Raw genomic sequence first — 26,828 nt, forward strand, 5'->3', positions numbered from 1 at the left:
AGCGGCCAGCCATGAGCTTTTCCGGGAAACCCACCACCTTTGTGGAACAGGCGATTGAGAACGACGGCTTCTGGCCGAACCTCTCCGTGTCCGAGTTTCAGAAGGGCTACCGCCTGCCGGCGGAGTACCTGGTAGACATGCTGGTCACTGATTTGACTACCGCGATGATTGAGATCAATCGCGATTTGTCCAAACGCAAAGGCCAATGGCAGAGCGTGGGCATCACATCCGTGGAATCTGGGGACCCTAAGGTGCTGCCTGACTCCACATTTCACGTAGCGACGTACAAGCGCGCCGTGTATTGCCGCGCCAAGTCCAGCTTGCTGACGCAGTTCGCCACGGTGAGCCGCCGTGAAAGCGCCGAAAACACCGGCAAAGAAATGCCCGAACGCGGCGAGACGTTTCTGCAGTTCAGCCAGCAGGCGGTTCGCTCGCTACAGGGACGCGGCCGAATTACGGCGGCGATCGTATGACCAAGCTGCAGACACTGACCGCGTATCTGTTGGAGCGCCGCCTGGTCGAGCCTGAACAACTCGACAGCTGGACGGAGCAGGTAAAGCTTTCGCTGATCTGGAAACCCGACGTCGACGGCATGCACTTCGCCGATATGCACTATCGCGCCGTGATTGTCCTGGAGCGTTTCGCCGCCAACCCGGCTCGCATGATGGCGTTGGTCGGCAGTTGGCTGGAAAAACACGACGCCAACCGTGACCGCCACGAACTGCCGGCGCCGGAGTTCCTTGTGGAGCCTCTGGATAACGATCTGTTCGACGTAGAAATCACGCTGGAATTTGTCGAGGCGCAGTTCCTGTCGGAAGACCCGGAAGGGGAGATTGAAGCCTTCGGTAAGACCTGGGCTTTTGTCCCGTTTGATCTGTGGATTGCTGAGCGCGGCGAGGTGGCCACCGATGGCGGGGCGTAGCACGTTCGAACTCGACATTCGCGGTCGCGTGGGCGTACGCGAACAACTGGCGTTGCTGAGCCTGCCGCCGCAATTGCGCCGCCGCTTGCTGAACCAGGTCACCAAACGCGTGCGGACGATGAGCCGCAAGCGTGTGCGTGAGCAGAAGAACCTGGACGGCACACCCTTCGCCCCACGGAAGGGCGACACCAAGGGCAAAAAGAAGATGGAAGCCGGCCTGGCCAAGTTGATGGTGGTCACCCGGGTGTCTGCTGATGAAGCGGAATTGGGCTGGAAAAACGCCCTGACCCGATGGGTCGCCGCGCAGCAGCACAGCGGCGTCAGTGAGCGCCGCACCGCCCAACAGATGCGCCGATGGAACAAGACCCCACCGGGTTTGGCAGCAACCGACAAGCAAGCCAAGCGCTTGCGCCGGTTGGGCTTCCGTGTGCGCCAAGCAGGCAAAAAGACGCTGACCCGGCCGTCTGTGGCGTGGATTCAGGAGCATGTGAACTACGCCAAAGCCGGTTTGCTGATCCGGATCCTGGACGACCAGCGCAGCGAAAGCACCGGCGCGCAGAGCTGGGAAATCACGCTGCCGAAACGCCAGTTCATCGGCGCCGAAACTGAGCGCGAAACCAATCTCCTGATTAACCAGGTGTTGCAACAAATCCTAACTTCACCCCGCTAACGAGGCACTGCATGGCACTCGGTCAAGTCACCGTCGACAATCTCAATCTAGGCCAGGGCGCCGTGACAGAGGTTGAGCGTTACTTTCTTTTCATCGGCCCCGCCGCCAAAAACGTCGGCCAGGTCATTCCGCTGAACACCGACAGCGATCTGGACGCCGCCCTGGGCGTTCCGGCGAGCGATCTGAAAACCCAAATCACCGCCGCACGTCTGAACGGTGGCCAGCGCTGGGCCTGCATGGCGGCCCCGATCGGCCCCGAAGGCGACTGGGCCACCGCTTTGGAGAAAACCCAGCAACAAGGGGTGTCGGTGGAAGGGGTAATCGTCACCAAACCTGTGACAAAGGGGGACGAACTTTCGGCCATGCATGACGCGGCCGTTGCCCTGAACAACACCTACGGCCGCCGGGTTTTCTTTCTGGCGAGCAGCGCCGGCATCGCCGTCGACCAGACCTGGGCGCAGTACCTCACCGAGCAAAAAGCGTTGGTAGCGGGTCTGGCAGCGCCGCGCGTTTCACCTGTACCGCAACTGCACGGCAATGACTTGGGCGTGCTGGCTGGCCGCTTGGCGAATTCTGCAGTCAGCATCGCGGATAGTCCGATGCGCGTGGCCACCGGCCCGGTGTTGGGACTTGGCGACGTGCCTATCGATATGGAGCTGATCCCGCTGCCGTCCGCTGTGCGCAGTGAACTGGATCGGGCGCGGTTCTCCGTCACCCAGACCTACCCCGACTACCCGGGCGTGTACTGGGGGGACTGCAACATGTTGGACACCCCCGGTAGTGACTTTCAGGTCGTGGAATACCTGCGCATCACCGATAAGGCTGCTCGCCTGATCCGTCCGCTGCTGATCCGCCGTGTCGCTGATCGTCGCTTGAACAACACGCCCAACAGCATGGCGGTGAACACCAACCAATTGATGGCGCCACTGCGAGCCATGGCGAAGTCCATCAAGTTTAACGGCGAGGTGTTCCCCGGTGACATCGAGCCACCGAAAGACGGCGACCTGGTGCTGGAGTGGCAGAGCAAAACCAAAGTCGCGGCCTACATCAAGCTCAAACCCCTCAACTGCCCGAAAGACCTCACGGCGAACATCGCCCTGGATCTTTCCACTGACAAAGCGGAGTAACGCCCCATGGCAAAGATTGGCGGCAAGAACTTCGACGTGAGCCTGGGCGATATCGCGCTGCACGTCGAAAGCTGCACCCTGGACATCACCGACAACTCGGCCGTGGCCCAAACCCGGGGCGTGCCTGACGGATACGTCGACGGCGACGTGGCCGCGGCCGGTGAACTGGAGCTGGACAGCTCCAACTTTGAGTTGCTGATCGACGCGGCGCGATCGGCGGGCAGCTATCGCGAGTTGAAACCGTTCGATGCGGTGTTCTTCGCCAAGGCCGGTGAGGACGAACTGCGTGTGGAGGCGTTCGGCTGCAAGGTGAAGATCTCCAGCCTGTTGTCGATCGACCCGAAGGGTGGCGAGAAGACCAAACACAAGGTGCCGTTCGACGTCACCAGTCCGGACTTTATCCACATCAACGGCGTTCCCTACCTGGCTGCGGCCGAGATCGAGGGGATCCGTTAATGGTGGACTGGTTCGACCGCGCCCAGGAGCTGGAACAACGCCAACGTGACCAGGCGATAAAGGCCCAGCTACTGACGCCTGTGCCGGTTGGGCCAAGCCTGACCCATTGCGAGGACTGCGACAAAGAGATCCCGCCGGCGCGCCAGGCACTGGGCGGTAAAACGCGGTGTGTCCCGTGCCAGACCGGCTTTGAGCAGAGTAAACGCTGATGACGACTGACGCCGCACGCCTCGGAACGCTGGAGCAGAGATTCGCCGTATTTGAACACCGGCTGAGCGAGTTGGAAGACCGCCACGAAACCGTGCCTACCCGTGTGACCAAGTTGGAACAGGGGTTCGAACACATGGCCGGGCAGCTTTCGGAACTGAACGCTGGCCAGCAGACCCTGACGGTCGCGGTGAATGACATCGGCGCCAAGGTCGGCCGCTTGCTGACCATTCTCACGGTGGTCGCTTCTGTGCTGCAGATGGTTGTGCCGGCACTGTTGCGGGTGTGGTTCCCATGAGCCTGCGCGGCAGGATCATGGCCGGTGCGATCGCGCTGGCCAGCACGCCGCTGGTGATCTTCCTGGGCACCTGGGAAGGCAACGGCCAGAACACCGTTTACGCGGACAAGCTCGCCGGCGGACTGCCCACGGTTTGCAAGGGCATCACCCGGTTTACGAGCCCGTACCCGGTCGTGGTCGGCGACTACTGGTCGCCCGCCAAGTGCGCCGAGGTGGAGCAGCTGGTGATCCGCAAAACGCAGCTGCAGTTGGCCGAGTGCATCACGAACCCGAACGTGGGACAGACCACGTTCGACGCACTCACCAGCCATGGCCACAACTTCGGCGTGACCAGCACCTGCGCCAGTCGAGCGGTCGCGCTTATCAACGCCGGCCGCATCGCCGAGGGCTGCAAAGCTCTGGCATGGGCGCCCGACGGCAAGACGCCTGTATGGGCCTTTGTGACTGACGCCAAGGGCCAGAAGCGCTTTATTCCGGGCCTGCACAACCGCCGGCTGGCCGAATCCCGGCTGTGTGCGGAGGGCTTGTGATGCTGCGCCAAGCCTTGTTCCTGGTCGTGTTGTGCTTGGTCGCCTGGATCGGTTTTGACTCGCTCCTAGGCCAGCGCGACGAAGCCAGGCGCGAGCGTGATAGCGCGAAATGGGAGGCCAGCGGCCTGCGGGAAGCGGCACGCATCAGCGGCGAAATGCTCGCCGAGCGGGACGCGATCGACCAACGAAACACCAAGGAATTGACCGATGCACGCACTGAAAACGAACGCCTGCGCCGCGCTATTGGCGATGGCACTGGCCGGCTGTACGTCAGCGCCACCTGTCCCGCTTCTGGATCTGTGCCCACCGCCGCCGGCACCGCCCGCGTGGCTGATGCAGGACGCGCCGAACTCGCAGCAGACGCTCGACCGGATTATTTCACCCTCCGAGATCAGCTCGCCCTAAGCCGGCAAATGATCCTCGGGCTGCAGCAATACGCCCTCGGCGTGTGCCGGCGAACACCGGTGCAGCAGGGCAACACTTTTCCCAACCTCAACAAGAGAACAACCCCATGAGCCAACAGAACAACACCGAAATCACCCTGGAAGTCGGCGAAGCGGAATTCACGTTCAACCTGACCCCGGCTGACGTCACCAAGTATTTCAACGCCCTGACCCAAACCAACAAGGTCGCCCCGGGCAACAACCTGTTGATGACCACCGTCAAGCAAGAGGAAAAAGCCACGCTGAAACCGTTACTGGGCAACCCGGTGATGGTTATGCAGCTCGCTGGCGCGCTGCTTGAGGAGTACGCGCCGAACGTTGAGGTGATCGTAAAAAAGCGCACGAGCACGCTGAGCGCTTAAGCGAAAACGGCTTGGGCCAGCTCATGGCCCTGACGAGCCGCTGGCTACCTGGTGCCGAACCCACGCCCGAGGCGATGGGAACCGCCAAGTGGCTGGAGGACGAATACTGGAAACGCATGGAGTTTGCCGTGGCTAACGGCATCGCTCTTGCGCTGAACGGGTAACGACATTGGCAGACCGTAGCGCCAGCCTGGCTTTCATCCTGAGCCTGACCGACAAGGTCACCGCGCCCCTGGGCAAGGTGAAAATGGGCTTTTCCGAGCTTGCCGATCAGAGCGAAAAGCACATCAAGACGATCGGCTTGGGCATGGCCGGCGTGACGGCAGCAGTGGTCGGGATTCGCGAGTCCATGGAACCGGCGCTGGAGGTCAATCGCGCCCTGGGCGACGTCCGATCGTTGGCCGTGGCCGAGGATGCGTTGTCTGCGCTCAATGCCAAGTCACTGCAATTTGCGGTGAGCTACGGCGAGAACGCCAAGGATTTTGTGGCCTCGGCTTACCTGATCGAGGGCGCCATCAAGGGGCTTGCCGGCAACCAACTCGCTACGTTCACCAACACCAGTAATTTGCTGGCCAAGGCCACCAAGTCTGACGCCGAAACCATGGGCGAATATGTCGGCACGCTCTACAACCTGCAGAAGTCCCAAGCGGATGCGATGGGGAAGGGCGCGTGGGTGGAAAAGCTCGGCGGGCAAACCGCGCTGGCTGTGCAGTTGTTCCGTACCAGCGGCGCCGCGATGAAAGACGCCTTCAAGGAGGCCGGCGCGATCGCCACCACATCCGGCGTCGACCTTGCCGAACAGATGGCGGTGATCGGCACGCTGAGCAGCACCATGGAGGGCGGCGACGCTGGCGGACGCTACAAAGCGTTCTTCGAGAACATCGGCGCGGCATCGGAAAAACTCGGCATGAAGTTCACCGACCAGCAGGGCAAGGTGCTGCCGATGATGGCGATTCTGGACAAGCTGCAGGGCAAGTTCGGTGATCTGACCAGCGCGTCGGCCGGAGCCAAGTTAATGGAGGCGTTCGGCGGCGAAGGCGCCCAGGTGATCGGCGCGCTGGCCAAGGATACCGATCGACTGCGTAACGGCATCGAGCAGCTGGGCAAGGTGCGCGGACTGGAGAACGCCGAGCAGATGGCCCGGGCCATGGTCGATCCGTGGCAACAGTGGGCGTCCCTGGTCGAGGTCATGCGTGTGGTATTTGGCCAGGTGCTGATCCCGGTACTGACGCCGTTCATGAGCAAGATGGTCGACATCGGGAAAACCCTTGTGCGCTGGTCGCAGCTGTTTCCCAACATCACCCGGGTGATCGGCATCACCGCACTGACCATCATGGCCATCGTCGGCGCCATGTCGTTGTTGACCGTCGTGGTCGGCGTTGCACGGATGACTTGGCTGGGCCTGTTATCGGTGTGGAAGGTCGTGCAGTTGCTGAACCTGCGCACCGTTGCCGGCTTCGTCCTGCAGAAATTGGCGATCCTGGCTTACATGGCCGTGATCTATACGCTCAGCGCCGGCCTTGCCTTGGCGCGCGGCGCCATGCTGCTGTGGCAGGGTGCGATCTGGCTGGTCAACGCGGCGCTGTTGGCCAACCCGATGGTGTGGATTGTGGTCGGTGTTCTCGCTCTGGTGGCGGTCATTGTCGCGGCGGTTCACTACTGGGACGAATGGACGTCTGCCCTGATGAACACGGCCGCGTTCCAGTTCGTCGCCGACAAGCTCCAGAAGCTGTCCGACTGGTTTAACTCCATGGGCGGTTGGTCAGGCATGGCCAAGGCCGCATGGGACAGCATCGTCGGCATTTTCACCAAGGCCGTAAACGGCGTGATCGAGCTGCTGAACAGCATCCCGGGCGTGAATATCGAAGCGCGCTTCGGCGGTATGCCTGAAGTGCCCGGCGTCGATGCCGCGACCAATGCCGCCGACACCGCCAACGCCGCACAGAAAGCCCAGCAAACCATCAATGCGGCAATCCCCAGCCTTTCGCCGGCGCGCCCTTCAGCGGTGCCGCCCGGCGGCTTGCTGACCAGCATCCAGAACAACAACAGCAGCCAGAACAAGGGCACGCATGTGGAGAACGTGAACATTCACACCGCCAAACCGATGAACCCACTGGAAGTGGAAAACATGGTCGCCATGGCGGTCGGCGGATGAGCGAGTACGTAGACCTGTTGATCGTCAACAACGACCTGGCACTCGACCCGTCACACCAGCCGTTGCTCATCGATGATCGCGCCTGCATCGCCCAGGACATCGCGCACATGATCCGCGATAGCGGGTTGCTGGTGACGCTGGTGGCCGAGCGCGATCGGCTGCGGCAGCGCGACTGCATCCAGCAACTGGAACTGTTGGTGGAGGACGATCAGCGCCTGGTGCCGGGCACGGCACGCATTACCCAGCAGGAACCAGGTGTGTACCTGGTCACTGCGAAAACCCTGAAATTCGGTTCGATTGAGGTAAGTCTGTGAGCCAGGTCGATTTTAAAAAGGTGATCGCCGACGCCGGCATCCCGACCACCGAGGCCGGTTTGAAGGCGGCGTGGGAAAAGGAGGTTGAAGCCCAGGGCGCGAAGGTGGCCAACACCAGCAGTTATTCGCCGTTCTGGCGGGTGATGACCGCGCTGGTGACCAAACCGGTGTTGTGGCTGTTGGACTTTCTGTGCCTGACGGTGCTGCCAAATTTCTTTGTGAAAACGGCGGTGGACGCTTGGCTGGACATGCTCGCCTGGGCGGTCAACGTCGAGCGTAAAGGCGCCACCAAAGCCCGCGGTAAATTGCTGTTTGCCCGGGCCTTGCCGGACGGCGTCATGGAATTGGAAAAAGGCATTGTGGTGCAGTCCGCCGCCATCAACGGCAACGTGTACCAATTGATTACCACGGCGCCGGCGACGTTCGTCGCGGGCCAGCTGCAGCTGGAAGTCCAGGTGGAGGCGATCGAATCCGGCAGTGGCTTCAACCTCGCCCCGGGTTACTACGCCATCCTGCCCGTGCCCATCCCAGGCATTGTCCAGGTAGTGAACAAGGACGGTTGGCTGGAATCACCTGGTGCGGATCCGGAGCCGAACGACCAACTGCGCTTGCGCGTGCGCAACCAGTTCTCGGCGGTCAACCAGTGGCACACCGACGCGGTGTATCGCGCCATGATCTCGGCCTTTCCGGGCGTGCGTCCGGACGGCGTTTACTTCGAACACGGCGCACCGCGTGGCCCGGGCAGTGCGAACGCCTTCGTGTTGTTTGACGCGGGCGTGCCGGCGGCGACTTACCTGGAGCAAATCAATTCGCACATCCGTGACCAGGGCAACCATGGCCACGGCGATGATCTGCTGGCCATGGTCATGCCCGAAGTGCCTGTGAGTGTTGCGACGACGCTTTGGCCGCAACCGAATCTGAGCGCCGAGCAGATCGACACGCTGAAAAGTGAGATCGAGCTATTCATCCGCGCCGCGTTTCGGGAAAGCACGCCCCGCGACTATCAGCCGACGCTGACCTACCCCCAGTCGCGTTTCAGCTTTAGTCGACTGGCTGAGGAATTGCACCAGCGGTTTGCCGATATCGCCTCACTGCGGTTTACCCCCGGCGTCGACATCACCAGCGGTTTGGACATCCCGCGCCTGACGTCGCTGAAGGTGAACGTGCAATGAACAAACTGAAACTGCCGTTCTGGCTTGGCGGCACCGAGCTGTCAAAGCTGGTGGCCGCTGCACAGGCGTGGTGGGAAACCGTGACCGGGTGGCTGCGCTGGCCCTACTCGCAGATCGATCCCGACACCTGCCACATAAGCATCCTTGAACTGTGGGCCTGGCAGCGGGACGTGACGCGCTTTAAGGGCGAACCCGAGTCACTGTTTCGACTGCGCGTGAAATACGCATTCATCAACTCGGTCGACGCCGGCAGCACCGCCGGGTTGAAACGAATTTTCGAGCGACTGGGCGTGGGTTACGTGGAGATCGAGGAACGTCAGCCCGACCGCGATTGGGACGTGGTGCTGCTGAAGTTCAGCAACGCTCAGTTGTCGCTCAATCCCGAGCTTCTGCGCGTGCTGATCCAGCAGTACGGCCGAACGTGCCGGCGCTACGACTTCGTCACCATCACCCCCGTGGGGCTGCAAATCGCCCTGATCGACTTCAACGACGACCAGCAAACGCTGGTTGCCAGCCTGTAGGAGCGCACCGTGAGCGCCAGTATTACCTTGGCCGGCGAAAGCCAAATTGCCCTTAAACAAAGCCAGCAAAAGCCGCTGATCGTCAGCCGTTTCATCTTTGCCAATGTGCCCGGGCTTGATCCGACCGCGCCGCTCGATCGCGCTGCCGGCAAGCCACCAGTTGCGCAGATTGTTCACGTCTACACCATCCCGGAAAAGAACGCGGGTTTCGTGAATCCGAACCAGGTGGTGTACAGCGCACAGTTGGGGTCTGACGTTGGCGACTGGGACTTTAACTGGGTCGGCCTCGAGGACGCCGACGGCATCTTGTTCGCCGCGTCGTCGGTGCCACTGCAACAGAAGCGCAGGAACATCCCGCCGGAGCAGATCGGCAACAACGTCACCCGCAATTTTCTGGTGGCCTATGACGGCGCCATGAAGCTGACCGGCATCAAGATCGATGCCAGCACCTGGCAGCATGACTTTACGGTGCGCCTGGCCGGCATCGATGAGCGCGAGCGTCTGAGCAATCGCAACCTCTACGGGCGTGCGTTTTTTTTCAGTAACTCGCTGATGTTCGAAAAGACAGACACCGGCTACCAGATCAATGGTGGCACGGCCTACGTCGAAGGCATCCGCGTGGCAATTGCGAAGTCAGAAGCGGTCCCCGGCGCCATTCCAGTAGGTAAGGTCTGGCTGGACGTTTGTCTTGAGCGTCAGTTGAACGATCGGGTGGCTGCGTGGAAAGTGGTATTCGGTGAACAAGCCGATTACACCGATGCTGCCGGCGTACGCCATTACTGCGTGCCGATCGCTGATTTCATTTCACCCAGCAATATCGTGGATTTGCGGGACGCCGAGCCAGTCGGCGGTGCGTTGATCAAATATCTCGCATCCCGTACCGGCGACTATCCGCTGCTGCGCGCCCGGGCAACCACCAAAGAAGACGTCGGACTGGGCAATCTGCCCAACGCAATCAGCGACGATCCAGCAACCAACAGCAGCCAGATCGTGGCGTCGACCGCCGCTCTGAACAAGCTACAAAAGCAGGTTGGCGATTCGATGACTGGGATGGTTGCGGCGTTCGCCATGTCTTGGGCGCCGCAGGGGTGGCTGAAGTGCAACGGGGCGGCTGTGTCCCGTACCACATACGCACAACTCTTTGCCTGGCTCGGAACGCACTATGGCGCTGGCGACGGTTCAACCACGTTCAATTTGCCCGACATGCGCGGCTTGTTCCCTCGTGGCTGGGACGACGGGCGCGGTCTGGATCCTGGCCGTGCATTCGGCGTCTATCAGGACATGATGATCCACTCGCATGCGCACGGCGCCTCGGCCGCAGCCGTGGGCGATCACGTGCACGGCGCCTGGACAGATGCGCAGGGCAACCACGTGCACAGCGCCTGGACCGATGCGCAAGGCAACCACGACCACGGTTTTCGCGTAGTCGATAACGGCGCCGGTGTGAACGTCGGTTATCCGGCTGGCGGCAGCGTATGGACAGAACTTGAGATCGGCGGCGGTAAAAACGCCGACGGTCGACCTATGCGCACTGACTACCAAGGAAACCATGCTCACAACGTCGGTATCGGCGCTACTGGCCAGCACGCGCACAACGTCGGCGTAGGTGGCGCAGGTAACCACACCCACGGTGTAACCGTCGCCGCTGCCGGCGGTGCTGAAACCCGGCCGCGAAACTTGGCCCTTCTTTTCTGCATCAAGTATTGAGATCGAGCATGACTGACAAACTCGTATTCCAGACCGACCACCTCGGTATCTTCATTGGTGCCGTGAAGGCTGAAGAATCGCCGCTGGAGCCAGGCGTCTATTTGATTCCTGGTGGATGCGTCGAAGCGGAGCCGCCCGCGATTCCGGAACACAAAGCCGCGTGGTGGAACGGTAAGGCCTGGCAGTTGGTGGACTTCTTCGGTGGCGTCGTGGTGTACAGCACCGACACCGGCGAGCCGCGAACGCTGGAAGGCTTCGAACCGGTGCCGGCCGGTTTCACCATGAAAAAACCCGGACCGAACCAAGTCTGGAAGAACGGCGAATGGGTTGATGACATCGACGCCGTGCTGGCTGCACTCCGCGACAAGAAACTGCAAGCGATCGCTGCCGACTGCACGGCCTACATCGCCGGCGGCTTCAGTTCCAGCGCGTTGGGTGAGCCACACCGCTACAGCAGCGCGATCGATGACCAGGTAAATTTGAATGGCCAGGTGTTGCTGGGCCTGGACGACGTTTACCCGTGCTATGACGCCGACCAGGTGCTGGCCTTCCGGTCGCACACCATCGCCCAGCTGCAGAAAGTCAGCCTTGACCTGGTGCGCTTCCGGCAAGCGGCGCAGCAGCAAGCAGAAACACTGCGCCAAGCTGTGGCGAAGGCTCAGAAAGACAAAAGTCTGAAGGCCATGAAAGCCATCACCTGGACGCCGCCGGCATGATTTGGGCGCCGGTGACAATGCGCTGGCCGGAGCAGGCCACGCAATGGATGGGTGGGCTGTCAGCGGCCAAGGATCTGGCCGGTGGCGAACTGGCCAGCACCGCCCAGCGCCTGGCTGGCCTGAGTGGACTGGCCAACACCAACCCGGGGCCAGTCGGTGATGCAGCAAAAGGCGCGATCGCGGCCGGACGCGCAGCGCTGGCCGAGCAGTTGGGGCAGGTTCCGGCGTGCCTGGTCGTGACGCCATTTCAAAGCGGCGTTGGCCAGGGCGCCGGCTATCAGCGCTTTCTGTCCGCGCCCAACGCGCTGGAACATCTCGCCAAGAAACTGGAAGACGCTAGCGACAGCGGGCGTCCGACTGGGCCGCAATACGCGTTGTCGATCCTGTTCCTGGGCACGCGCCTGGAACAGTTGGTCAGCAGCTTGGCGCGCTTCAATGCACTGCTGCCGATCCCTGACCTGGTGCGCACCGAGCGCCGGGCGCAACACCTGGTGAAACTGGAGAGTGAAAAGTGGGAGATCCCCGGCGCCGGAACTCTACCGCGCTGGCAGGGTTTGCCGCTGGAGCGTTGCACGGTGGTCAAAGCTGCCAAACAGTCGATGGCGGGGCAGATAGCCGTGCTGGAAGGCTACGCCGCCGACAGCTCGCCGTTGGCCGATCTGGCAGCGCTGGCAGCGCGCAAGAGTGCCCAACAGCAGGGACGGGATAAGCAATTGGCTGACCTGAAAGTGCTACTGGCTGGGGGAAAACCTGACGTCAGCGTGCGCGCGCGGCTGATCGGCCCGGGCACTGCCGGCGAACTACGCCGCGAACTGTTGACCGGCGATGCCCCTGGCCACGAATGGATTCAATGCGCCGGGGTTCTGTTGGTCGGCAGCAAAGAAGGGCTGAGCTTTGTGCGGGAACTGGTGGGCCTATGACACTGCTACTCGACGGGCAAAAAATCCAGGGCAAGAACCTCAAAGTCACGGCCAACCTGCGAATCGAAAGCGGCGACATGTCCGGCCAGACCAGCAACACCGACAAGGCTCACAAAGGCTTCAAGCCTAAGACGCTGGCCGTCTCGCTGATGATTCCCTTTGTGGATAAAACCCAGCTTACGGATCTACTGCGCATGGCTGAAGCCACCGCCGGCGGCGGTCAGTTGCATCTGTATCGGATCGTGAACGACACGGCCGAAACCTTCGGGGTACGCCAGGTAGAGTTCTCCGACGGCGTCAGTGCGCGGGAAGCCGACACCCTGAAAGCCTGGCTTGTGCAATTCACGCTGAGCGAACGCGAATCGAACCCGGAGAAAGTCGAAGGCCGGCGCGCCGGCAACAAGGTAGACGCTCAAGGCGCCTCGGGCAGTGCGGTCGGCGAAGGCGGCGTCGGCAACGGTGATGGAACCAGCGACAACCCCGCGCTGAGCGGCTTTGAAAAAGTGCTCGGACGTGTGGATAAGTGGCTGGGCGGGAGTGAGCAGAAGTGAAACTGCACAAGATACTTTCCATCAACGGCGCCCCGATCGCTCTCATCAAGGAGGACGTCAGGCTGGACGCTACCAGCCCCGGCCGGGCGAACTTCACAGTTCAATCCCCTGTGCCGCTGAAAGGGCTGGTGACGCTGGATATCGGCTACAACGAGGGCACGCTGCAACGGCACTTTATCGGCTACGTCGAGCGCTGCACGGCCGCCAACGCGGTCGAACAGGTGCTGTTCTGCCGTGAGCTGGCCGCCGTGCTGGCTAACCCGTTGCCGTTGAACCTGCGTCATGTGGATCTGCGCGCCGTGTTGGCCCAAGTCAGCGAACAGACTGGGCTGCGCTTTCGTGTCCCGGATCGGCCTTATGCCAGCGTAAAGGCGCCGTATTTCTACAGCCTTGCTGCCGGTTACCAGGCTATGGACAGTTTGGCCCGAGTGTTCAGCATTCCCGACTTCACCTGGCACCAGCTGGGCAACGGTGAAGTGTTCGCCGGCAGTTGGGCCGACAGCTTTTTCGGCGCACGTGCGCCGCTGCAAATTCCCACGGAGCTGTTCGACGGCTACCAAGGCAACCAGAGCGCAATGGTCGCGGCCCTTCCCGGGTTACGACCAGGTGCAACGATCAACAACGGTGAGCGTATCACTACGGTGGCGCTCGCCAATGACCAGATGGCCATCCGATGGACGACGCAATCCGCCGCGCTGTAGAGCGCCAATTCCCCGAACTCACCGGTGGCTATCACCTGCCGCGATTTGCCCGGGTGGTCGCCGTGGCCGACGCGCCAGCGGACGCCGGACTGTGCGACGACTTCCGTCCGCGCTACGCCGTGGACATTGTTGTACTCGGTCCTGATGACGAGCCAGATCCGGCCATGCCGCCGCTCACTGGCGTTCCTTTACCGCTGCCCACCGGTGGCGAGGAAATGGGCATATATGCCTTTCCGGAGGAGGGCACGCGGGTCGTGGTGTGCTTCGCCTACGGGCTACCGAACAAGCCCTACATCCAATCGATCTTGCCGCACGGGTTGAGCATGCCCAAGGTGCCAAAGGGTGATCAGGTGTGGCAGCACAGCGAGGCCGCCCAGCAGCGTGTCGACGCCGACGGCAACTGGCTACGCCAGACCGATGGCAAGATCCGTGATAAGGCGATCGAGCGCGAGGTTGAAGCGCTGGAGAACCGCGAGCAGTTCCAGAGCCACACGCAGGCGGTGGACGACCATTCGACCGAGACAGTGGGTGGTGTAAAAAAGATCGAGGCGCTGGGCGCGCTCAAGCTACTGTCAGGCGGATCCGCGAGCCTGGCGGCAGTGGACGATTTGCACCAGGCGACCGGCCGGGATCTGAATGTGGTTGTGGGTCAAAAGCACAACGCAACGGTAGGTGGCGATATGCAGGAAAGGATTGGGGGGTTGCGTCAGAGCGCGGCGGGAATCAGTCAGCGTATGCAGGCGCCAAAAAACTGGATCGGTTCGGAAACTGTAAATCTGTTCCAAGTGGTTTGCGACGTGCTTGATTTGCTACAGCAAATGAACGCCCAACTGGCTACTCACACGCACGGCCCTACACCTGTCCCTTCAAATGCAGAGGCTTTTTCAGCGGATGGTGAGCAAGCGGCGATGATCGCAGCAAGGCTGAAACAAGTCACGATGTAAGAGCCGAAATCATTAAACCTAACTAATTCTATCTAGATATCTCTAGATATCTTTTTATATCTCTAGATATCTCTAGATATCTTTATGGCAACTTCTGTCCACTTTTCGCCACTTCTTCAGGTTTCATGCGATTTCGTAAGCTTTCGTGGGCTTTCGTACAGTTTTGTGTGATTACGTGCAGGTGTCCGTGTTGATTAGTGTTGATTAGTGTTGACGAATTCGGCGCAACTAGTAGCCATGTTTGGCTAATGACGAATTCGTCAAATGACCGTTCGTCGGACATTTTTATTTTTCTGCCGATTTGTATCAAACGATGGCGGTATTTAAGAAAAAAAGGCAATGCGCGGCAAACCCGCGTGGATTGCGCCTTTGGCAAAAAAAGTACTGTCCAACAACCCGTCCAGAAAACAAAAGCCCGCACAGGGTGCGGGCTTGAGTGTGGTAATTCGTGATTGAACTGAGGATCCGAACCTATGATAGAGTCGCTCCATCTGCTCACCACGTCATACCTTTGCAGCGTCAGAACTCTGAGGCTATGACCAAGTGACGACCCCGTCAAGCATGGCAACGCGTGATCATCGGGTTCTAAAGGACAGGTTTTGCGTCCTGACAAACTATGGCCCAGCGTGGGAAATTTGCCGATATATGCTGACAATGTAGCTGGGTTACTACTTAGGTGGGTGGTATACCCTGCGGAATTACTTATGTAGTTTTGCAGATGTCCACTCGGCTTTTGGAGTTTTATCAAATGAATCCTTTCATTCGATACATTCCTGAAGAACTCATTCGAGCATTGCAGGCTGCTTATTGGTCTGTTCGCTTGATCCGTATTCTTCAGCAGTTGTAACGCAACATTGCGGGGGCCATTGGCCTCCGCTCTCCCTTCTGTATCACCTCGAAACTATTCCTCGCGACACCACCATGACTGTGCATAAGCGCAGCCATCGATGTATTCAATCCCACTCAACACAAAACCCGTTACGGCCATTCCCGCCAGCGTTGCATCAAGCAATGGCGGTAGTGGATCCGGATCTAGGGGCATTCCCACCTCAACGCGAGCAACGTTGGCCGCTCGGCCTAATTCATGGCAGTTGGTAGAGTTGACCATGACATTGCCCCGGATCGCTGGGTAGCGACGCCGCTCTTTCGGATCCAGCGCGACACCGAGAAGGCGCATAGGAGTGACCAGTACGTGCATGGCTTATCCTATTCGTCATCGTCGAGGTCAAGTAAGGACTCAACCGCGTAGGCCAGCGCCGCGTCTGCTAACTCAAGCAAGTCGCCAAGCTTGTCAGCGTCAATCACTTGGCCCTGGTGCAGCGCATGCGCTTGCCGGAGCAACGCTTTGTGATGGGCACCAGGCATTGCGAGCAACGACACCTCATCGCGCAACATGATCCGCCACTGCGCCATTGAGGGAGCTTCAGTGATCGGGGTTCCAGCAGATTCTACACTCATCGGCCACGCCTACCTTGCTGAAGTGCTGTATATGCAAACAGTATATCGGTAGGCGTATTCCTCAACATCAACGGAGCGACTGACGGCAGTTGGCGATCACTGAAGCCGTGCGTGTCTGATTCGATACCCGAAGATGATCGGCCCTTGGAACATCCTGCAGCCAAGAAAAAATCCACTGAAAAAGCACTTATCCCCCTCCCGCCGGCGGGCTTTGTATTAATTATTTTTGCAAACCGTCGGGGGGTGTAATCCTCCTCCTGAGAAGCGAGCACGGCCGCTGCCCCCGTGAATCTGCGATTGCAAAGAGTGCAAGGTTTTGCAAGGAAATGAAGGTAATACGCATCGCGAAAATACAGTTCTGATAACAGACGTGTTCCGGAAACCCCAGCCCCGCTGGGACAAAAATGACAAAACCTCGACTTTGCACCTTTTTTTTATTTTCTTTAGCGGCACGAGCGAGCTTTGGGCAGCGGTGTCACGCAAGCGTTATTGACTGAAAGGCCCTGTTAGTAAGGGCTACAGCCGTATTGGGACAATCTACGTATTTCACAAGCGAACAGCCATCCAATGTGATGGATAGCTTCGCGTGAAGAAGGGCGAGAAAGGGTATCAGCGCTCTGATTGAGCTAGGGATCTGAAACCTTGAATCAACGTCGCAGTAGAAAGAACTAGACGCAATGGATTATTTGATGAGGGCAGGAACCCGAGTGCGTCCCTATAGAAATCCGCCACGGTGGAGTCTTTCGCATCAACGACAATAAAGGCTACGCCGGACTGTTTAGATATCTCGTACACGCGGCGAAAAAAATCACCCATCAGTCGTAGGCCAAGCCCTTGTCCCTGGACCATTTTGTCGACCGCCAACCGGCTTAGGAGAACTGCTGGCATAGGATAACGAGGCATCTTCTTTCTTTGCTCATCACTGAGTTCGCTCAATGCCAAGGAGGTGTTCGCCAAGGTGTAATAGCCCAGCAATAATCCGTCCTCCACATATAAAAATGTGCGTGAGAGATTGCGCTTTTGGTCTTGCCCAGCGTGCTCAACAATGTAGGTATTTAAAGCAGGATGCTTACCACAATCAAAAGCAGAGCGGTCAATCGACTTATCAAAATCGACAGTTATAAAATCCATTTAGGGCCCTTAGCGGAGGGTAAGCAGACTGCGTAGCGCCTCGGTAGGCTCGGGCGGATTGTCAAGCAACTGATAAGCTTTATCAGCTTTTAAGACTGTCATTTCTTCAGCATCAAATTCTGTGGCATTGTCTTCATGCACGACAGATCGAACCGCAAGCGCAGCCACCACCTTCTTAAGTTCCGCCATATCACGTTCAAGATCTGACAGATGAGGCGCACGCATCAACCGCGCTCTAGCACCCGTTTTTTGACTGAGAATACTGCTAGAGAGGCTCTTGGTGGCATGCTTCTCCACGACACCATCCGCGTGTACCAAAAGCGCCTTGACGCTGCCATCGCCGCTGTGAACCAGAACTGTTTCCATGTTACCCAGTACGATCCGGGTATGTTTTTTCTGCTGAGCTACTTTTTCCACGTTAACCCCCTTTGTGCCTTTCCATACTACCCCATTTGTTCTTGACATCTAAGTGTCAGCCGTCTAGAGACGTTCAACGTCGTGCTTCGCCTTGAAGGACATTGGAGCGACGCCAAGCAATCAACCTATAGACCTGAATCGACACTCTCAGCGAATTTTCCGTCCAATGGCCGTCCAATCCAGGGGGATTTCATCGCTGCACATGTATACAGAATACCTCTACCCCTTGATTCTTCTGACTCCTCCCAATGAATACGTTACAAAAAAATTTGCTCTTAATCCTTTGGTTCACGGTTCAAGTCCGTTGCTCGACCAGCATTGTTCTCGGTCATGAAAGGATGGGCGCGTATTATTGATGCGCGCGCTGGATTACATCGAACACCACGCATCGAGCTCCCGGGTAAAGCATCTTCTCTTTGCATTGGTACTGGCTCCATTTGAAAGAAACCAGCATAGAAGCGAGAGTGCTCCAGATTGGACCCGAAAGCGGTTGCTTGGGATTTGCCGTATGGATATTTTCAAACGTGGGCTGGGAAAAAGGTAATTTTGGTAAGCGAAGTATAGAAATTGGCTACAGCCCTTGTGGTGCCTGGCTTTCAGTCATTACCTCAAGAGGTAATTTTAGGTAAGAGTTAGGGTAATAATCTCTGAAGTGCCCCATTTTACTGGGTTTGAGGGCTATCAGGGATTACTCGTAGGAAAGGTAATTTTCAAACTTCATACTTACCAAATTATTACCTTTGAGGAATTCTCTCAACGCCACAATTTGCAAGGCTTCCAGAGGTCGGCTCACGTTGTATTACCAAAATTACCTTTTTCCCATGGGTCAACATGAAACGTCGAAATGGCTTTCGCGACCCTGTTCTGCAACCTGGTCCGCAAAACCCATGGGACTGACATGGGACTGAGATTCAAAATCTGGCTCCTCTGCAGCCCTTATAAACCGGGGGGGTATGCTGAGAAAACCGCAAACGGGTAGTTTCGAATCTCTCCTTCACCGCCATATTCAGTACACAAAACCCCTGATTTCGAAAGAAGTCAGGGGTTTTGTGGTTTTTGGCGTCTGGATTTTGTTGGCGGCGGCGTGAAGTCCGTTTTGAGCCATTACAATCGCGAATTTATTCATCCGTATAGGGACGACATCCATGATCATTTCCACCACGCACGCAATTGAAGGTCGGCAGATCACCGAATACCTGGACATCGTCAGTGCCGAGTCAGTGCAGGGCGTCAATGTGATCCGTGACATGTTTGCCGGCATGCGCGATTTTTTCGGCGGGCGCTCGCAGACGCTGGAGCGGGCTTTGAAGGAGGCGCGTATTCAGGCGACCGAAGAAATGCGGGAGCGTGCGCGCGCTCTGCAGGCTGATGCGGTAGTCAGGGTGGATTTCGAGATCAGCATGCCCGGCGGCAAGGGCGGGATGGTTGTGGTGTTTGCGACGGGTACAGCGGTGAAGTTACGCTGAGTTTCGGCGAATAGGTTTGTGAGCCCATTTAGAGGTTGGATGGGCTGTTTTTGTCGGCGATCAGCCTTGCGGGTTGAGGGTCACGGTTCATCGGTATGTTTAATTTTTGCAGTCCATTCGTCGGGCGTCAGCTGATCTGAATAACAAGTCCTGGAATGACCGGCTAGTCTCAAAAGCGTTGGAGGTCGATATTTTTTCAGGCGAATGGGTTTTTGCCGGTGTCGACCGGTGGCGAAGGGGCGATGGTATGACTGATCCGTATATCGAAGACGATGGCGCTGAATTTTCCTTCAATAACTGTGTACGGTGCGGTCAGACCGAATACCAGTCAGGCTTTGGCGAGGACCGGGTGCAGACCGGCAAGATCAAATCCACAGCACCGAAAGGACCGAAGGCAAAATTTTTGCCCAAGGTCAGCGCGCGATCCAGAAAATAATCTGTCACTGCATAACCCCGTCATTGAACGGGGTTTTTTATGGCTGATTGAGTGAGAGAAATGTCCTACGCTCTTCGGTGGCAAATGCAGGAGGCTTTCACAAACTTTTCACGTCTACCGCGGTAGGGTGAAGCCATCCGTTAGAAAGCAAGTCTCCAGCCCGTCTCCCCAGCGGGCTTTTTTTTGCCTGTCATAAAACCTTTTGCAGAATCGCTGTCCAATCGGCGCCGAGTACGCGAAGTCTCTGATTTCGTCTGGACTTTTGCGCGGTGACGGCATTAAATCCCGGCCCTTTTTGTCATCCCAATTTTTGAGGTTTTCGTCATGCGTTTAACACTGCCCGCTCTGGTTCTTGGGCTTCTGGTTGCTCAAGGTGCAATGGCTGCCGGTGATGGCACCGCGGCGCTGGGCGGTGGTTTGGGTGGCGCGCTGGGTAATGTCGTCGGCCAGAAAATGGGCGGCAGCACTGGCGCGGCTATTGGCGCGGGTGTAGCAGGCGCGGCCGGTAGCGCAATGGCGGCACGCAAGGGTAGCCGGACCAAAGCGGCGATTGGCGGCGGTGTTGGCGCGGCCGGTGGTTCGGTGATCGGCAACAGCCTGGGCGGCAGAACCGGCGCCACGATCGGTGCAGGCCTGGGCGGCGCTGCTGGCGGCGCGGTGGGCAGCAACTTGTCCAAAGGTCACAAGCGTCACTGAGACTGATCCTTTGTCAGAAAAAGCCCGGCTCGATGTCGGGCTTTTTCATGGCTGAACGTTTTTCCCGTTTGCGTCTCCAATCTCACATAGGCCCATGTCTGGGCGGACTGTCCCGCTTCGGGAACTGTGAGGTTCATATGCGCTTGTCATTATCTGCACTGTTTTTCGGTTTGCTGGTAGCACAAGGGGCGATGGCCGCCGGTGATGGCACCGCCGCTGTGGGTGGCGGCCTGGGCGGCGCGCTCGGCAATGTGGTCGGTGGACAACTCGGTGGCAGTACTGGCGCGGCGGTAGGTGCGGGTGTTGGCGGCGCGGCCGGCAGTGCCGTCGGGGCGAATAAACGCAATCGAACTGAAGCGGCCATTGGTGGTGGTCTCGGCGCGGCGGGCGGCTCGGTCGTCGGCAACAGCCTCGGCGGCTCGACCGGTTCGACCATTGGCGCAGGGTTGGGCGGCGCGGCGGGTGGTGCGGTCGGTAATAACCTCGGTGACGATGGAGGATCTCATTCGGGCGGCGGTCATAAACACAAAAACAAACATAAAAACCGCCATCATTGATGGAGGTTCGAACAGAAACCCGGCTTTTTGCCGGGTTTTTTGTATTTGCTGTTCAGACTCTGGAACGATTGGCTGTAGGGCTTTTCGAACCTCATACACTCCCTGAAATGACGAGGTTGCCATGACTCCTGAAACCGAAGGCAAGGAAGAAAAAGGTTCGAGTGGACTGCCGTTTATCAATGATCCGGGGAATGAGGATCCGGGATCGCTGATGGATGATGCGACGGTGCCGTTGAATGATTCGGATGAGGCGGATATGGAGTATGAAGAGGATGAGGATGAGCAGTGATCGGGTGTTCGTGAAGATTCGAGAGTTTGAATCCGATTTCAAGGGCCTGAGTTCAACAGGCCCTACAGAGGTATTGGTGACTCAAAAAGGCTGCTCGTCAGTCATTGGAAGTCGGTGAAGCGAATCCAGATAGAGGCGATTTTTTTGTTGTGCTAAAAATGTGACGTGTCTGAATCTCAAATTTAGAGTTTTTAACCTATCTAGATTTATGCTGAACATAGTGAATGTTGAACTGGTTTCGGTATATGCATGAAGTTTTGTGATACCTCCCGTCAACGAGACCACTCGTCGCTCAGAGAAATTCAGAAAGGTAAGTCTGTGAAATATACGCTAGGTTCTCTCAGTCTTAATGATGACGTGGTGAATGTTATATTCGAAGTGTCTGATACGGCGGAAATCATATATCTGTCCCCAATGCTTTGTATGGACAGATGTAAGTTTTTTTGAGTTGGAATCTTGGATGTCGTCAAATCTCTAATTTCACCGCATGTTATTCCGATTCGGCAAGCATTGTATCCTATGGGTTCCCATTTTTTCGGAGGAGTGTCCGGCGTTTCTCTAATATCAAATGCCAATGTCAATGTTGAAAGATTGTTGTCCATGTTTAAAGCAAATAACTTGATCTCCCCAATGGATATATTCCTGCTGAATACCATATTGAAGAATTTGCTGCCTTCTATCTCATTCCAGTATTTCATTATCGTCCCTTGAATGGATAATAATCGTTCGTGTTTTTTACTTTGCCATTGCGTGTGTCATCCGCGGGTCGTATGTTTATGTGAGGTCCTTGATCTCCTCGGTTATTTATATCTCCATACTTATGTCCCGCGGAGTGGTCTTGGAGTATCAATATAAAACCATCCTCTCGGGTGAATCTATATTCTCTGGTTATAATCGGCTTTCCACTGTTGTCTAGAATGTTATTTCCTTTTCTATCCGTCATGTTGACATAGGTGAACTGCTTCTGCCTGCCACTGATCTCATCAATTTGAATGTCTGGCTGTTGCCCTTTCGGTATTCCTGCATCAACTTTTGCCTGTCTGAATGCACCGCGCCTGGAAACCTGTGGTAGCTCAACATCATCAGGTTTTGAACAATTGATCGATTTTCGGCCTTTAGGCGGACAATTGGAACTCAACCCCAACGGATCCACCCACCCCGTCGGATTCGGCACGTACTGGTACTGATTCAAGCCACCGGCCAACTTGATCGGATCCTGCGTCAAATACCGTCCCAACCGCGGGTCGTAATACCGATGCCGGTTGTAATGCAGTCCGCTTTCCCCGTCGAAGTACTGCCCCTGAAAGCGCAGCGGCTGGTTCAGGTAGTCGTCGCCGGCGAGGGTCAGCGCGGCGACTTTGCCGTAGGCGTCGTATTGCGCGGACCAGACAATGTCGCCGCTGTAGTCGGTGAGTTCCTGCGGGGTGCCGAGGTGGTCGAGTTGGTAGTAGAAGGGGCAGGCTTTTTTCGGGCCTTTGCCGTCGAGTAGCGCGAGAGGGCGGAAGGTGCCGGGTTCGTAGACGTAGCTGCGGTATTCGCTTTCGCTGCTTTCGGCGACGAGGTGATCGCCTTGCCAGAAGAATTCGGTGGTGGCGTCGCCGACGGTTTTGCTGATGCGTCGGCCGAAGGCGTCGTACTTGTAAGACGCGGTCTGGCCGTCGGGGCGGGTCAGGCCGATCAGGCGGTGCTGGCTGTCGTAGCGATATTCGGTGACGAGTGTCTGCGCGCGGCCGCGGCGTTCGCGGATCAGGTTGCCGAAGGCGTCGTAATCGTAGTGGCGGTCGCCTTGCATCAGCAGGCGATTGCCCTTGATCTGGCTCGGGCCGGGACGGTCCTGCATCAGCAGGTTGCCGGCCGGGTCGTGGGCGAAGCTTTCCGGCAGTTCGTCGCGTGAGTGACGTACGCGGATGAGGCGGTCGAGGGCGTCGTAGCCGTAGGTGCGTTGGCCGTGGCGGCTGTCGGCGATGTGCGCGAGATTGCCGTTGGCGTTGTAGGCATAATCGCGGCGGTACAGCGAATCGCGCTGATGGCCTACGGCGTGGGCGAGTAATCGTCCCTGATCGTCGTAGGAATATTCGCTGAGCAGCAGGCCCTGCTGGCGTTGCCGTTCGCGACCGGACTGGTAGACGTGACGGGTCAGCGGCGCGCCGTTGAGGTCGATGTCGGTCAGCGCGCCGCCCTTGGCATGGCGGTAGTCGAGCACGCTGTTGTCCGGCAGGCGCATGCGCTTGAGCTGACCGCAGGCGTCGTAGCGGTAACGCAGAGTGCCCCAGCCCTGATGCTCGGTGATCAAGCGGTCCTGACGGTCGTACTCGAAGGCCAGTGGGTGTTGCTGGCCGTCGTCGACGCCAATCAAACGGCCGAGACGGTCGTATTGGTAGGTGACCTTGAGGCCGTCGGGCAGGGTCTTGATCAGCAGACGCCCGGCAGCATCGCGCTCATACGCAGTGAGCAAACAAGAGCCGTCATCGCCGAACTCGGTCTTCTCCAGCAGATGGCCGTTGAGGTCATAGGCATACGCCGTGCGCCGGCCATCAAAACCGCTTTCCTGACGAATCAGCCCGGTCGGCGTGTAGTCCAGCCGGTACTTTTCCCCCGATTCGTTTTCGATCTCGGTGAGCAGCAGTTGCGCATGGTCGTAGCGGTACTGCACCCGCGTGCCGTCGGGGTTGATCCGGCGCGAGACAAGGTGCAGGTCATCGTCGTATTCGTAGCGGGTGATGCGCCCGAGTTCATCGCGCTCGGCAGTGACCTGACCGTAGGCGCCGTAGCTGTAGGCGCGGGTGCTACCAGTAGGAAATGTCGTCTGAATCAGTCGGCCAACGGCGTCCCAATGCTGACGAGTGACTGCACCGTGTTCGTCGGCGGTGGTGGTCCGCCGCCCCAGTGCATCGTAGGAAAAACGCCGCACGCCGCCGTCGGGCAGCGTTTCTTCGGTCAACTGGCCGAGGGCATTCCAGACCAGCCGATGCCGGCTGCTGTCCGGGTAGCGGATCGACAGCAACTGACCCCGGGTGTCGTAGTAGTAATGGGTGACCTGACCGTCGGGGTCGACCGCTTCGGTGACATCGCCCTCGGCATTGCGCCGGTAGATCCACACCGCCTCGCCGCGCGAACGCCGGTACAGGAAACCGTTGCGATACTCGTAGGACGTGGGCGCATCAGCCGGCGGAATCAGCGCGATCAGCCGTCCGACTTCGTCGTAGCGGTATTCGGTGACGGCACCTAAAGCATCCTGCTCGGCGATCAAGCGTCCCGAGGAGTCATAAGCCTTGAGCTGTTCGCCACCATCCGCCGAGACTTTACGCACCAGCCGCGCACGCTCGTCGTGGACGTAAGTCTCTTCAGTGCCATCGACGTAATGCACCGCCACGCTGCCGTCGTCATTCCAGACGTAGCGCGTGTCCATCTGCGAGAACGATGCCCAGTGGCGCACGCACCGTGCCGATTTCCCCGAGCGCTCCCACTCCCAGAAGAAACTCGCGCCACCGGCCAGTTGCCGCTGCAGAATCACGTGGGCATCGTCGTAGTCGTAACGCTCGCTGTCACCGACGGCGTTGGTCGCTTCGATCAGGTGCTGATAGGCGTCGTAGCGATAACTGACCAGCGCTTGCTCGGTGCTCCAGACACCCTCGCGAAACACCTGATAATCCACACCCAGCAACTGCGCACGGTCATAGCGCAACAGCAGCGAGCGCCCGGCGCCGTTGTCCAGTCGCTGCACCCGGTCAGACCGATCGCGCTGCACCGTCAGACGATTGCCATAGGCATCGCTGATCGCCGTCAGCCGTCCTGCACGAAAGTGATAAAACCGCGCCGTTTCCCCGGCCAGCGCGAGAATCAGCTCTTCCGGTTCATCACCCAGGAAAATCGCCGCCCGCGACAGGCTGTTATGAATCGCCGGTCGTTCAACGCTCGGCAACGGAAAACGGGTACGCCGGTTTTCGTGATCGACCCAAACAACCTCATCGGCAAAAAACTCCAGCCGATGCCCCAGCGAATGACTCCAGCCAAACCCCAACCCAACATCGATTTCGGCGGCACTAGAGCGATACAACCGCGTGAACTCAAACGGCAACACGCCATCGATCACCGCATCAGTCAGGGTCAGCAGTTCTTCGCCGGTGACCATCGACACCGGACAACCGTTGGTGCAGGTGCGCGGCACGCAATCGGCGCTGTCGCCGTTGGGGTTTTTCGCCGGATCCGGCGAGTCGTCATGCGGCTCATGCCGCTCGATCCGGCTCGAAGCGCCAGACTTGTCCCGCACAACAGGCGCCGGATTCGGCACCGTCAACACCAGCGAATCGGCCTGACGAATGTTCAGCGGTATCGACGGTGTCGGTTTCAACTCAACGTCACGCACATTGAGCATCAGCGGCTTCAAAACGCTGGCATGCCGCGTCAAATCCGCCGAGGACGTCAGTTCGGCCAAGCGCAAAGCCGAGGCCGCCAGCCATTCCCGAGCGCGAGGTGACTTGACCTTCGCCAGCACTTTGCTGCTCAAGCGCACCGGCACGCCGACGCCCCCCGACAACCCCATCAGCAGAAAACTGATCAGCAGTTCGGCCCGCACCTCGGCCACCACTTCGGCCAGGTATTGCGGCGGCAGCATCTTCAGCCAACTGGTAAACGCGGCCAGATGAATGAACAGCAACGGTTCGTCACTGAGGATCAGCAGACCGTTGGCAATGGCGTCGCTGGAGGCATTCAATAACGCCTCAAGCTCGGCCTCGCTGAGGTACTCCAGCAATTTTTCACTGTTGGCCTGCAAGTCGGCGAGGAGGGCGAATACCTGTTTGATGTCATCCCAAACGCCATTCAGGGCTTTCTCGAATCCACGCCAGTCGGCCTGTTGCAACTGACCGTAACGCTGAAGAAATCCGGCGCTGGAAAACTCCGTCCACTGGGGTTGAAACCCTGCCCACTCAGCGCGCAGCCAGCCTTCCAGGCCTGCAATGACACCTTCATAAGAGGCATACAGAGCACGCACATGGTCGGTGGACACATCGGGAAAGAAGGTGATGCGATAACGCTGGCCCCGATCGCAATCGGTCACCTGCAGAATGCCGCTGGGGCCGATGGTGTGGTGCCGTGGCTCGCCGAAAGTCAGCACGCCGCCGACATCGGCAAGCACCGGTTCGAGGGTTACCGGGGTGTTGCCAATCGGCACAAACCGCGCGGCCTCGAACATATGTACCAGCGTCAGCGACCCGCTGGCCGAGCACATGACCACCGATGAACTGAGCGGTTGACGCGACTTGATCGGCGCGCTGAGGCGCACGTCGTTACCGACGGTGAAGACCTGCTCGACATCCAGCGCGGTGCCTGTCCAGAACTGCTCGGCCCAGGCGTCGTAGTGGTTCAGGCACAGGCGGAATTCGCGGATCAGGTGTTCAAAGTCCGGCTCGTCCGGGTTCAAGGCAGCAACAACGAGCAGGCCGATGCTGTTGTTCAGGGCCAGCAGCCGATCGGTTGGAAGCATTCGCAGTTCTCGCGCACATCAAAAAGGTGCGGGGACTTTGCGGGGGATCAAACAGGAAAGAAGTCGGGCGAGTAGGCGATGCCTGTAGGATTTTTCGCTAAATGCTCGTGAGTAGTTCATCGGCTCAAAGAACATTGCCCGTTGCTCAATGTCTGCCGCGCTCGTTATGCTGCTGAA

The 26,828-nt window shown here is 58.5% G+C and carries 32 protein-coding genes; 26 read left to right on the top strand and 6 right to left on the bottom strand.

Annotation, left to right across the window (positions count from 1 at the left end; all coding sequences use genetic code 11):
* Positions 1-11: 11 nt before the first annotated feature.
* Genes VY732_RS09150 through VY732_RS09250 form a run of 21 tightly spaced genes read left to right on the top strand, consistent with a single transcriptional unit; the run spans position 12 to position 14,716 of the window.
* Positions 12-473, top strand: a complete 462-nt coding sequence (locus tag VY732_RS09150; RefSeq protein ID WP_116256717.1) for a head completion/stabilization protein — start codon at positions 12-14, stop codon at positions 471-473.
* A complete protein-coding gene (locus VY732_RS09155; RefSeq protein ID WP_331695225.1) occupies positions 470-922 on the top strand; it encodes a phage tail protein in 453 nt (150 codons plus the stop codon). The genes VY732_RS09150 and VY732_RS09155 overlap by 4 nt, the downstream gene beginning before the upstream one ends.
* Entirely contained in the window at positions 909-1,592 is a 684-nt protein-coding gene (locus tag VY732_RS09160; protein ID WP_331695226.1) for a phage virion morphogenesis protein, read from the top strand. Before VY732_RS09155 ends, VY732_RS09160 begins: the two co-directional genes overlap by 14 nt.
* An 11-nt stretch (positions 1,593-1,603) precedes the next feature.
* The gene (locus VY732_RS09165) at positions 1,604-2,719 is read left to right on the top strand and encodes a DUF2586 domain-containing protein (protein ID WP_331695227.1); all 1,116 of its coding nucleotides are present in this window, start codon (positions 1,604-1,606) and stop codon (positions 2,717-2,719) included.
* Between the two features lie 6 nt (positions 2,720-2,725).
* The gene (locus VY732_RS09170) at positions 2,726-3,175 is read left to right on the top strand and encodes a phage protein (protein WP_201234000.1); all 450 of its coding nucleotides are present in this window, start codon (positions 2,726-2,728) and stop codon (positions 3,173-3,175) included.
* The gene (locus VY732_RS09175; RefSeq protein WP_331695228.1) at positions 3,175-3,384 is read left to right on the top strand and encodes a TraR/DksA family transcriptional regulator; all 210 of its coding nucleotides are present in this window, start codon (positions 3,175-3,177) and stop codon (positions 3,382-3,384) included. Before VY732_RS09170 ends, VY732_RS09175 begins: the two co-directional genes overlap by 1 nt.
* Entirely contained in the window at positions 3,384-3,680 is a 297-nt protein-coding gene (locus tag VY732_RS09180) for a hypothetical protein (RefSeq protein WP_039756531.1), read from the top strand. The genes VY732_RS09175 and VY732_RS09180 overlap by 1 nt, the downstream gene beginning before the upstream one ends.
* Positions 3,677-4,210, top strand: a complete 534-nt coding sequence (locus VY732_RS09185) for a lysozyme (protein WP_116256723.1) — start codon at positions 3,677-3,679, stop codon at positions 4,208-4,210. Before VY732_RS09180 ends, VY732_RS09185 begins: the two co-directional genes overlap by 4 nt.
* Positions 4,210-4,725, top strand: a complete 516-nt coding sequence (locus VY732_RS09190; RefSeq protein WP_331695229.1) for a lysis system i-spanin subunit Rz — start codon at positions 4,210-4,212, stop codon at positions 4,723-4,725. Before VY732_RS09185 ends, VY732_RS09190 begins: the two co-directional genes overlap by 1 nt.
* Complete coding sequence (locus VY732_RS09195; RefSeq protein ID WP_150708052.1) at positions 4,722-5,015, top strand: putative phage tail assembly chaperone; 294 nt, start codon at positions 4,722-4,724, stop codon at positions 5,013-5,015. The genes VY732_RS09190 and VY732_RS09195 overlap by 4 nt, the downstream gene beginning before the upstream one ends.
* A 23-nt stretch (positions 5,016-5,038) precedes the next feature.
* Positions 5,039-5,179: a DUF6890 family protein gene (locus tag VY732_RS09200; protein ID WP_191626909.1), complete on the top strand. Its 141-nt coding sequence runs from the start codon at positions 5,039-5,041 to the stop codon at positions 5,177-5,179.
* Between the two features lie 5 nt (positions 5,180-5,184).
* A complete protein-coding gene (locus VY732_RS09205) occupies positions 5,185-7,170 on the top strand; it encodes a phage tail tape measure protein (RefSeq protein ID WP_331695230.1) in 1,986 nt (661 codons plus the stop codon).
* On the top strand, positions 7,167-7,484 hold the full coding sequence (locus VY732_RS09210) for a DUF2590 family protein (protein WP_331695231.1): 318 nt from the start codon (positions 7,167-7,169) through the stop codon (positions 7,482-7,484). Before VY732_RS09205 ends, VY732_RS09210 begins: the two co-directional genes overlap by 4 nt.
* Positions 7,481-8,656, top strand: coding sequence for a baseplate J/gp47 family protein (locus VY732_RS09215; RefSeq protein ID WP_331695232.1), 1,176 nt, complete (start codon positions 7,481-7,483; stop codon positions 8,654-8,656). Before VY732_RS09210 ends, VY732_RS09215 begins: the two co-directional genes overlap by 4 nt.
* Positions 8,653-9,177 (top strand): phage tail protein, encoded by a 525-nt coding sequence (locus VY732_RS09220; protein WP_331695233.1) that lies wholly within the window; start codon positions 8,653-8,655, stop codon positions 9,175-9,177. The genes VY732_RS09215 and VY732_RS09220 overlap by 4 nt, the downstream gene beginning before the upstream one ends.
* Before the next feature lie 9 nt (positions 9,178-9,186).
* Positions 9,187-10,884, top strand: coding sequence for a phage tail-collar fiber domain-containing protein (locus VY732_RS09225; RefSeq protein ID WP_331695234.1), 1,698 nt, complete (start codon positions 9,187-9,189; stop codon positions 10,882-10,884).
* A gap of 8 nt (positions 10,885-10,892) precedes the next feature.
* The gene (locus VY732_RS09230) at positions 10,893-11,600 is read left to right on the top strand and encodes a DUF4376 domain-containing protein (protein WP_331695235.1); all 708 of its coding nucleotides are present in this window, start codon (positions 10,893-10,895) and stop codon (positions 11,598-11,600) included.
* Positions 11,597-12,520 carry a hypothetical protein gene (locus tag VY732_RS09235; protein WP_331695236.1) on the top strand — a complete coding sequence of 308 codons (924 nt, stop codon included), beginning with the start codon at positions 11,597-11,599 and terminating at the stop codon, positions 12,518-12,520. Before VY732_RS09230 ends, VY732_RS09235 begins: the two co-directional genes overlap by 4 nt.
* Positions 12,517-13,071 carry a baseplate complex protein gene (locus tag VY732_RS09240; RefSeq protein ID WP_331695237.1) on the top strand — a complete coding sequence of 185 codons (555 nt, stop codon included), beginning with the start codon at positions 12,517-12,519 and terminating at the stop codon, positions 13,069-13,071. Before VY732_RS09235 ends, VY732_RS09240 begins: the two co-directional genes overlap by 4 nt.
* Positions 13,068-13,772 (top strand): hypothetical protein, encoded by a 705-nt coding sequence (locus tag VY732_RS09245; RefSeq protein ID WP_331695238.1) that lies wholly within the window; start codon positions 13,068-13,070, stop codon positions 13,770-13,772. Before VY732_RS09240 ends, VY732_RS09245 begins: the two co-directional genes overlap by 4 nt.
* Entirely contained in the window at positions 13,745-14,716 is a 972-nt protein-coding gene (locus tag VY732_RS09250) for a hypothetical protein (RefSeq protein WP_331695239.1), read from the top strand. The genes VY732_RS09245 and VY732_RS09250 overlap by 28 nt, the downstream gene beginning before the upstream one ends.
* Before the next feature lie 901 nt (positions 14,717-15,617).
* Here VY732_RS09250 and VY732_RS09255 read toward each other — a convergent pair.
* The 4 genes from VY732_RS09255 to VY732_RS09270 all read right to left on the bottom strand — a co-directional run bounded on the left by VY732_RS09255 (position 15,618) and on the right by VY732_RS09270 (position 17,722).
* Positions 15,618-15,914 (bottom strand): hypothetical protein, encoded by a 297-nt coding sequence (locus VY732_RS09255; protein WP_331695240.1) that lies wholly within the window; start codon positions 15,912-15,914, stop codon positions 15,618-15,620.
* An 8-nt stretch (positions 15,915-15,922) separates the two neighbouring features.
* Entirely contained in the window at positions 15,923-16,174 is a 252-nt protein-coding gene (locus tag VY732_RS09260) for a hypothetical protein (RefSeq protein ID WP_331695241.1), read from the bottom strand.
* 609 nt (positions 16,175-16,783) lie between these two features.
* Positions 16,784-17,305, bottom strand: a complete 522-nt coding sequence (locus VY732_RS09265) for a GNAT family N-acetyltransferase (RefSeq protein WP_331695242.1) — start codon at positions 17,303-17,305, stop codon at positions 16,784-16,786.
* A gap of 9 nt (positions 17,306-17,314) precedes the next feature.
* The gene (locus VY732_RS09270) at positions 17,315-17,722 is read right to left on the bottom strand and encodes a hypothetical protein (protein WP_331695243.1); all 408 of its coding nucleotides are present in this window, start codon (positions 17,720-17,722) and stop codon (positions 17,315-17,317) included.
* Between the two features lie 1,145 nt (positions 17,723-18,867).
* Between VY732_RS09270 and VY732_RS09275 the strand changes: the two genes are divergently transcribed.
* From VY732_RS09275 to VY732_RS09295, 5 genes are all read left to right on the top strand, one after another.
* Positions 18,868-19,188 carry a YbjQ family protein gene (locus tag VY732_RS09275; RefSeq protein WP_331695244.1) on the top strand — a complete coding sequence of 107 codons (321 nt, stop codon included), beginning with the start codon at positions 18,868-18,870 and terminating at the stop codon, positions 19,186-19,188.
* A 247-nt stretch (positions 19,189-19,435) separates the two neighbouring features.
* A complete protein-coding gene (locus VY732_RS09280; RefSeq protein ID WP_095050941.1) occupies positions 19,436-19,624 on the top strand; it encodes a hypothetical protein in 189 nt (62 codons plus the stop codon).
* A gap of 324 nt (positions 19,625-19,948) precedes the next feature.
* A complete protein-coding gene (locus tag VY732_RS09285; protein WP_016983669.1) occupies positions 19,949-20,320 on the top strand; it encodes a glycine zipper domain-containing protein in 372 nt (123 codons plus the stop codon).
* Between the two features lie 137 nt (positions 20,321-20,457).
* Positions 20,458-20,877, top strand: coding sequence for a YMGG-like glycine zipper-containing protein (locus VY732_RS09290; RefSeq protein ID WP_007914081.1), 420 nt, complete (start codon positions 20,458-20,460; stop codon positions 20,875-20,877).
* Between the two features lie 121 nt (positions 20,878-20,998).
* Positions 20,999-21,166: a hypothetical protein gene (locus VY732_RS09295; protein WP_007914082.1), complete on the top strand. Its 168-nt coding sequence runs from the start codon at positions 20,999-21,001 to the stop codon at positions 21,164-21,166.
* A 302-nt stretch (positions 21,167-21,468) separates the two neighbouring features.
* On the opposite strand, the gene VY732_RS29935 is transcribed toward VY732_RS09295, so the two are convergent.
* A complete protein-coding gene (locus VY732_RS29935) occupies positions 21,469-21,864 on the bottom strand; it encodes an Imm50 family immunity protein (protein WP_442968564.1) in 396 nt (131 codons plus the stop codon).
* Positions 21,864-26,651: an RHS repeat-associated core domain-containing protein gene (locus VY732_RS29940; RefSeq protein WP_442968565.1), complete on the bottom strand. Its 4,788-nt coding sequence runs from the start codon at positions 26,649-26,651 to the stop codon at positions 21,864-21,866. The genes VY732_RS29935 and VY732_RS29940 overlap by 1 nt, the downstream gene beginning before the upstream one ends.
* Positions 26,652-26,828 lie beyond the last annotated feature (177 nt).

It is taken from the genome of Pseudomonas sp. ZY71, assembly GCF_036542145.1.
GTDB classification, from domain to species: Bacteria; Pseudomonadota; Gammaproteobacteria; order Pseudomonadales; family Pseudomonadaceae; genus Aquipseudomonas; species Aquipseudomonas koreensis_A.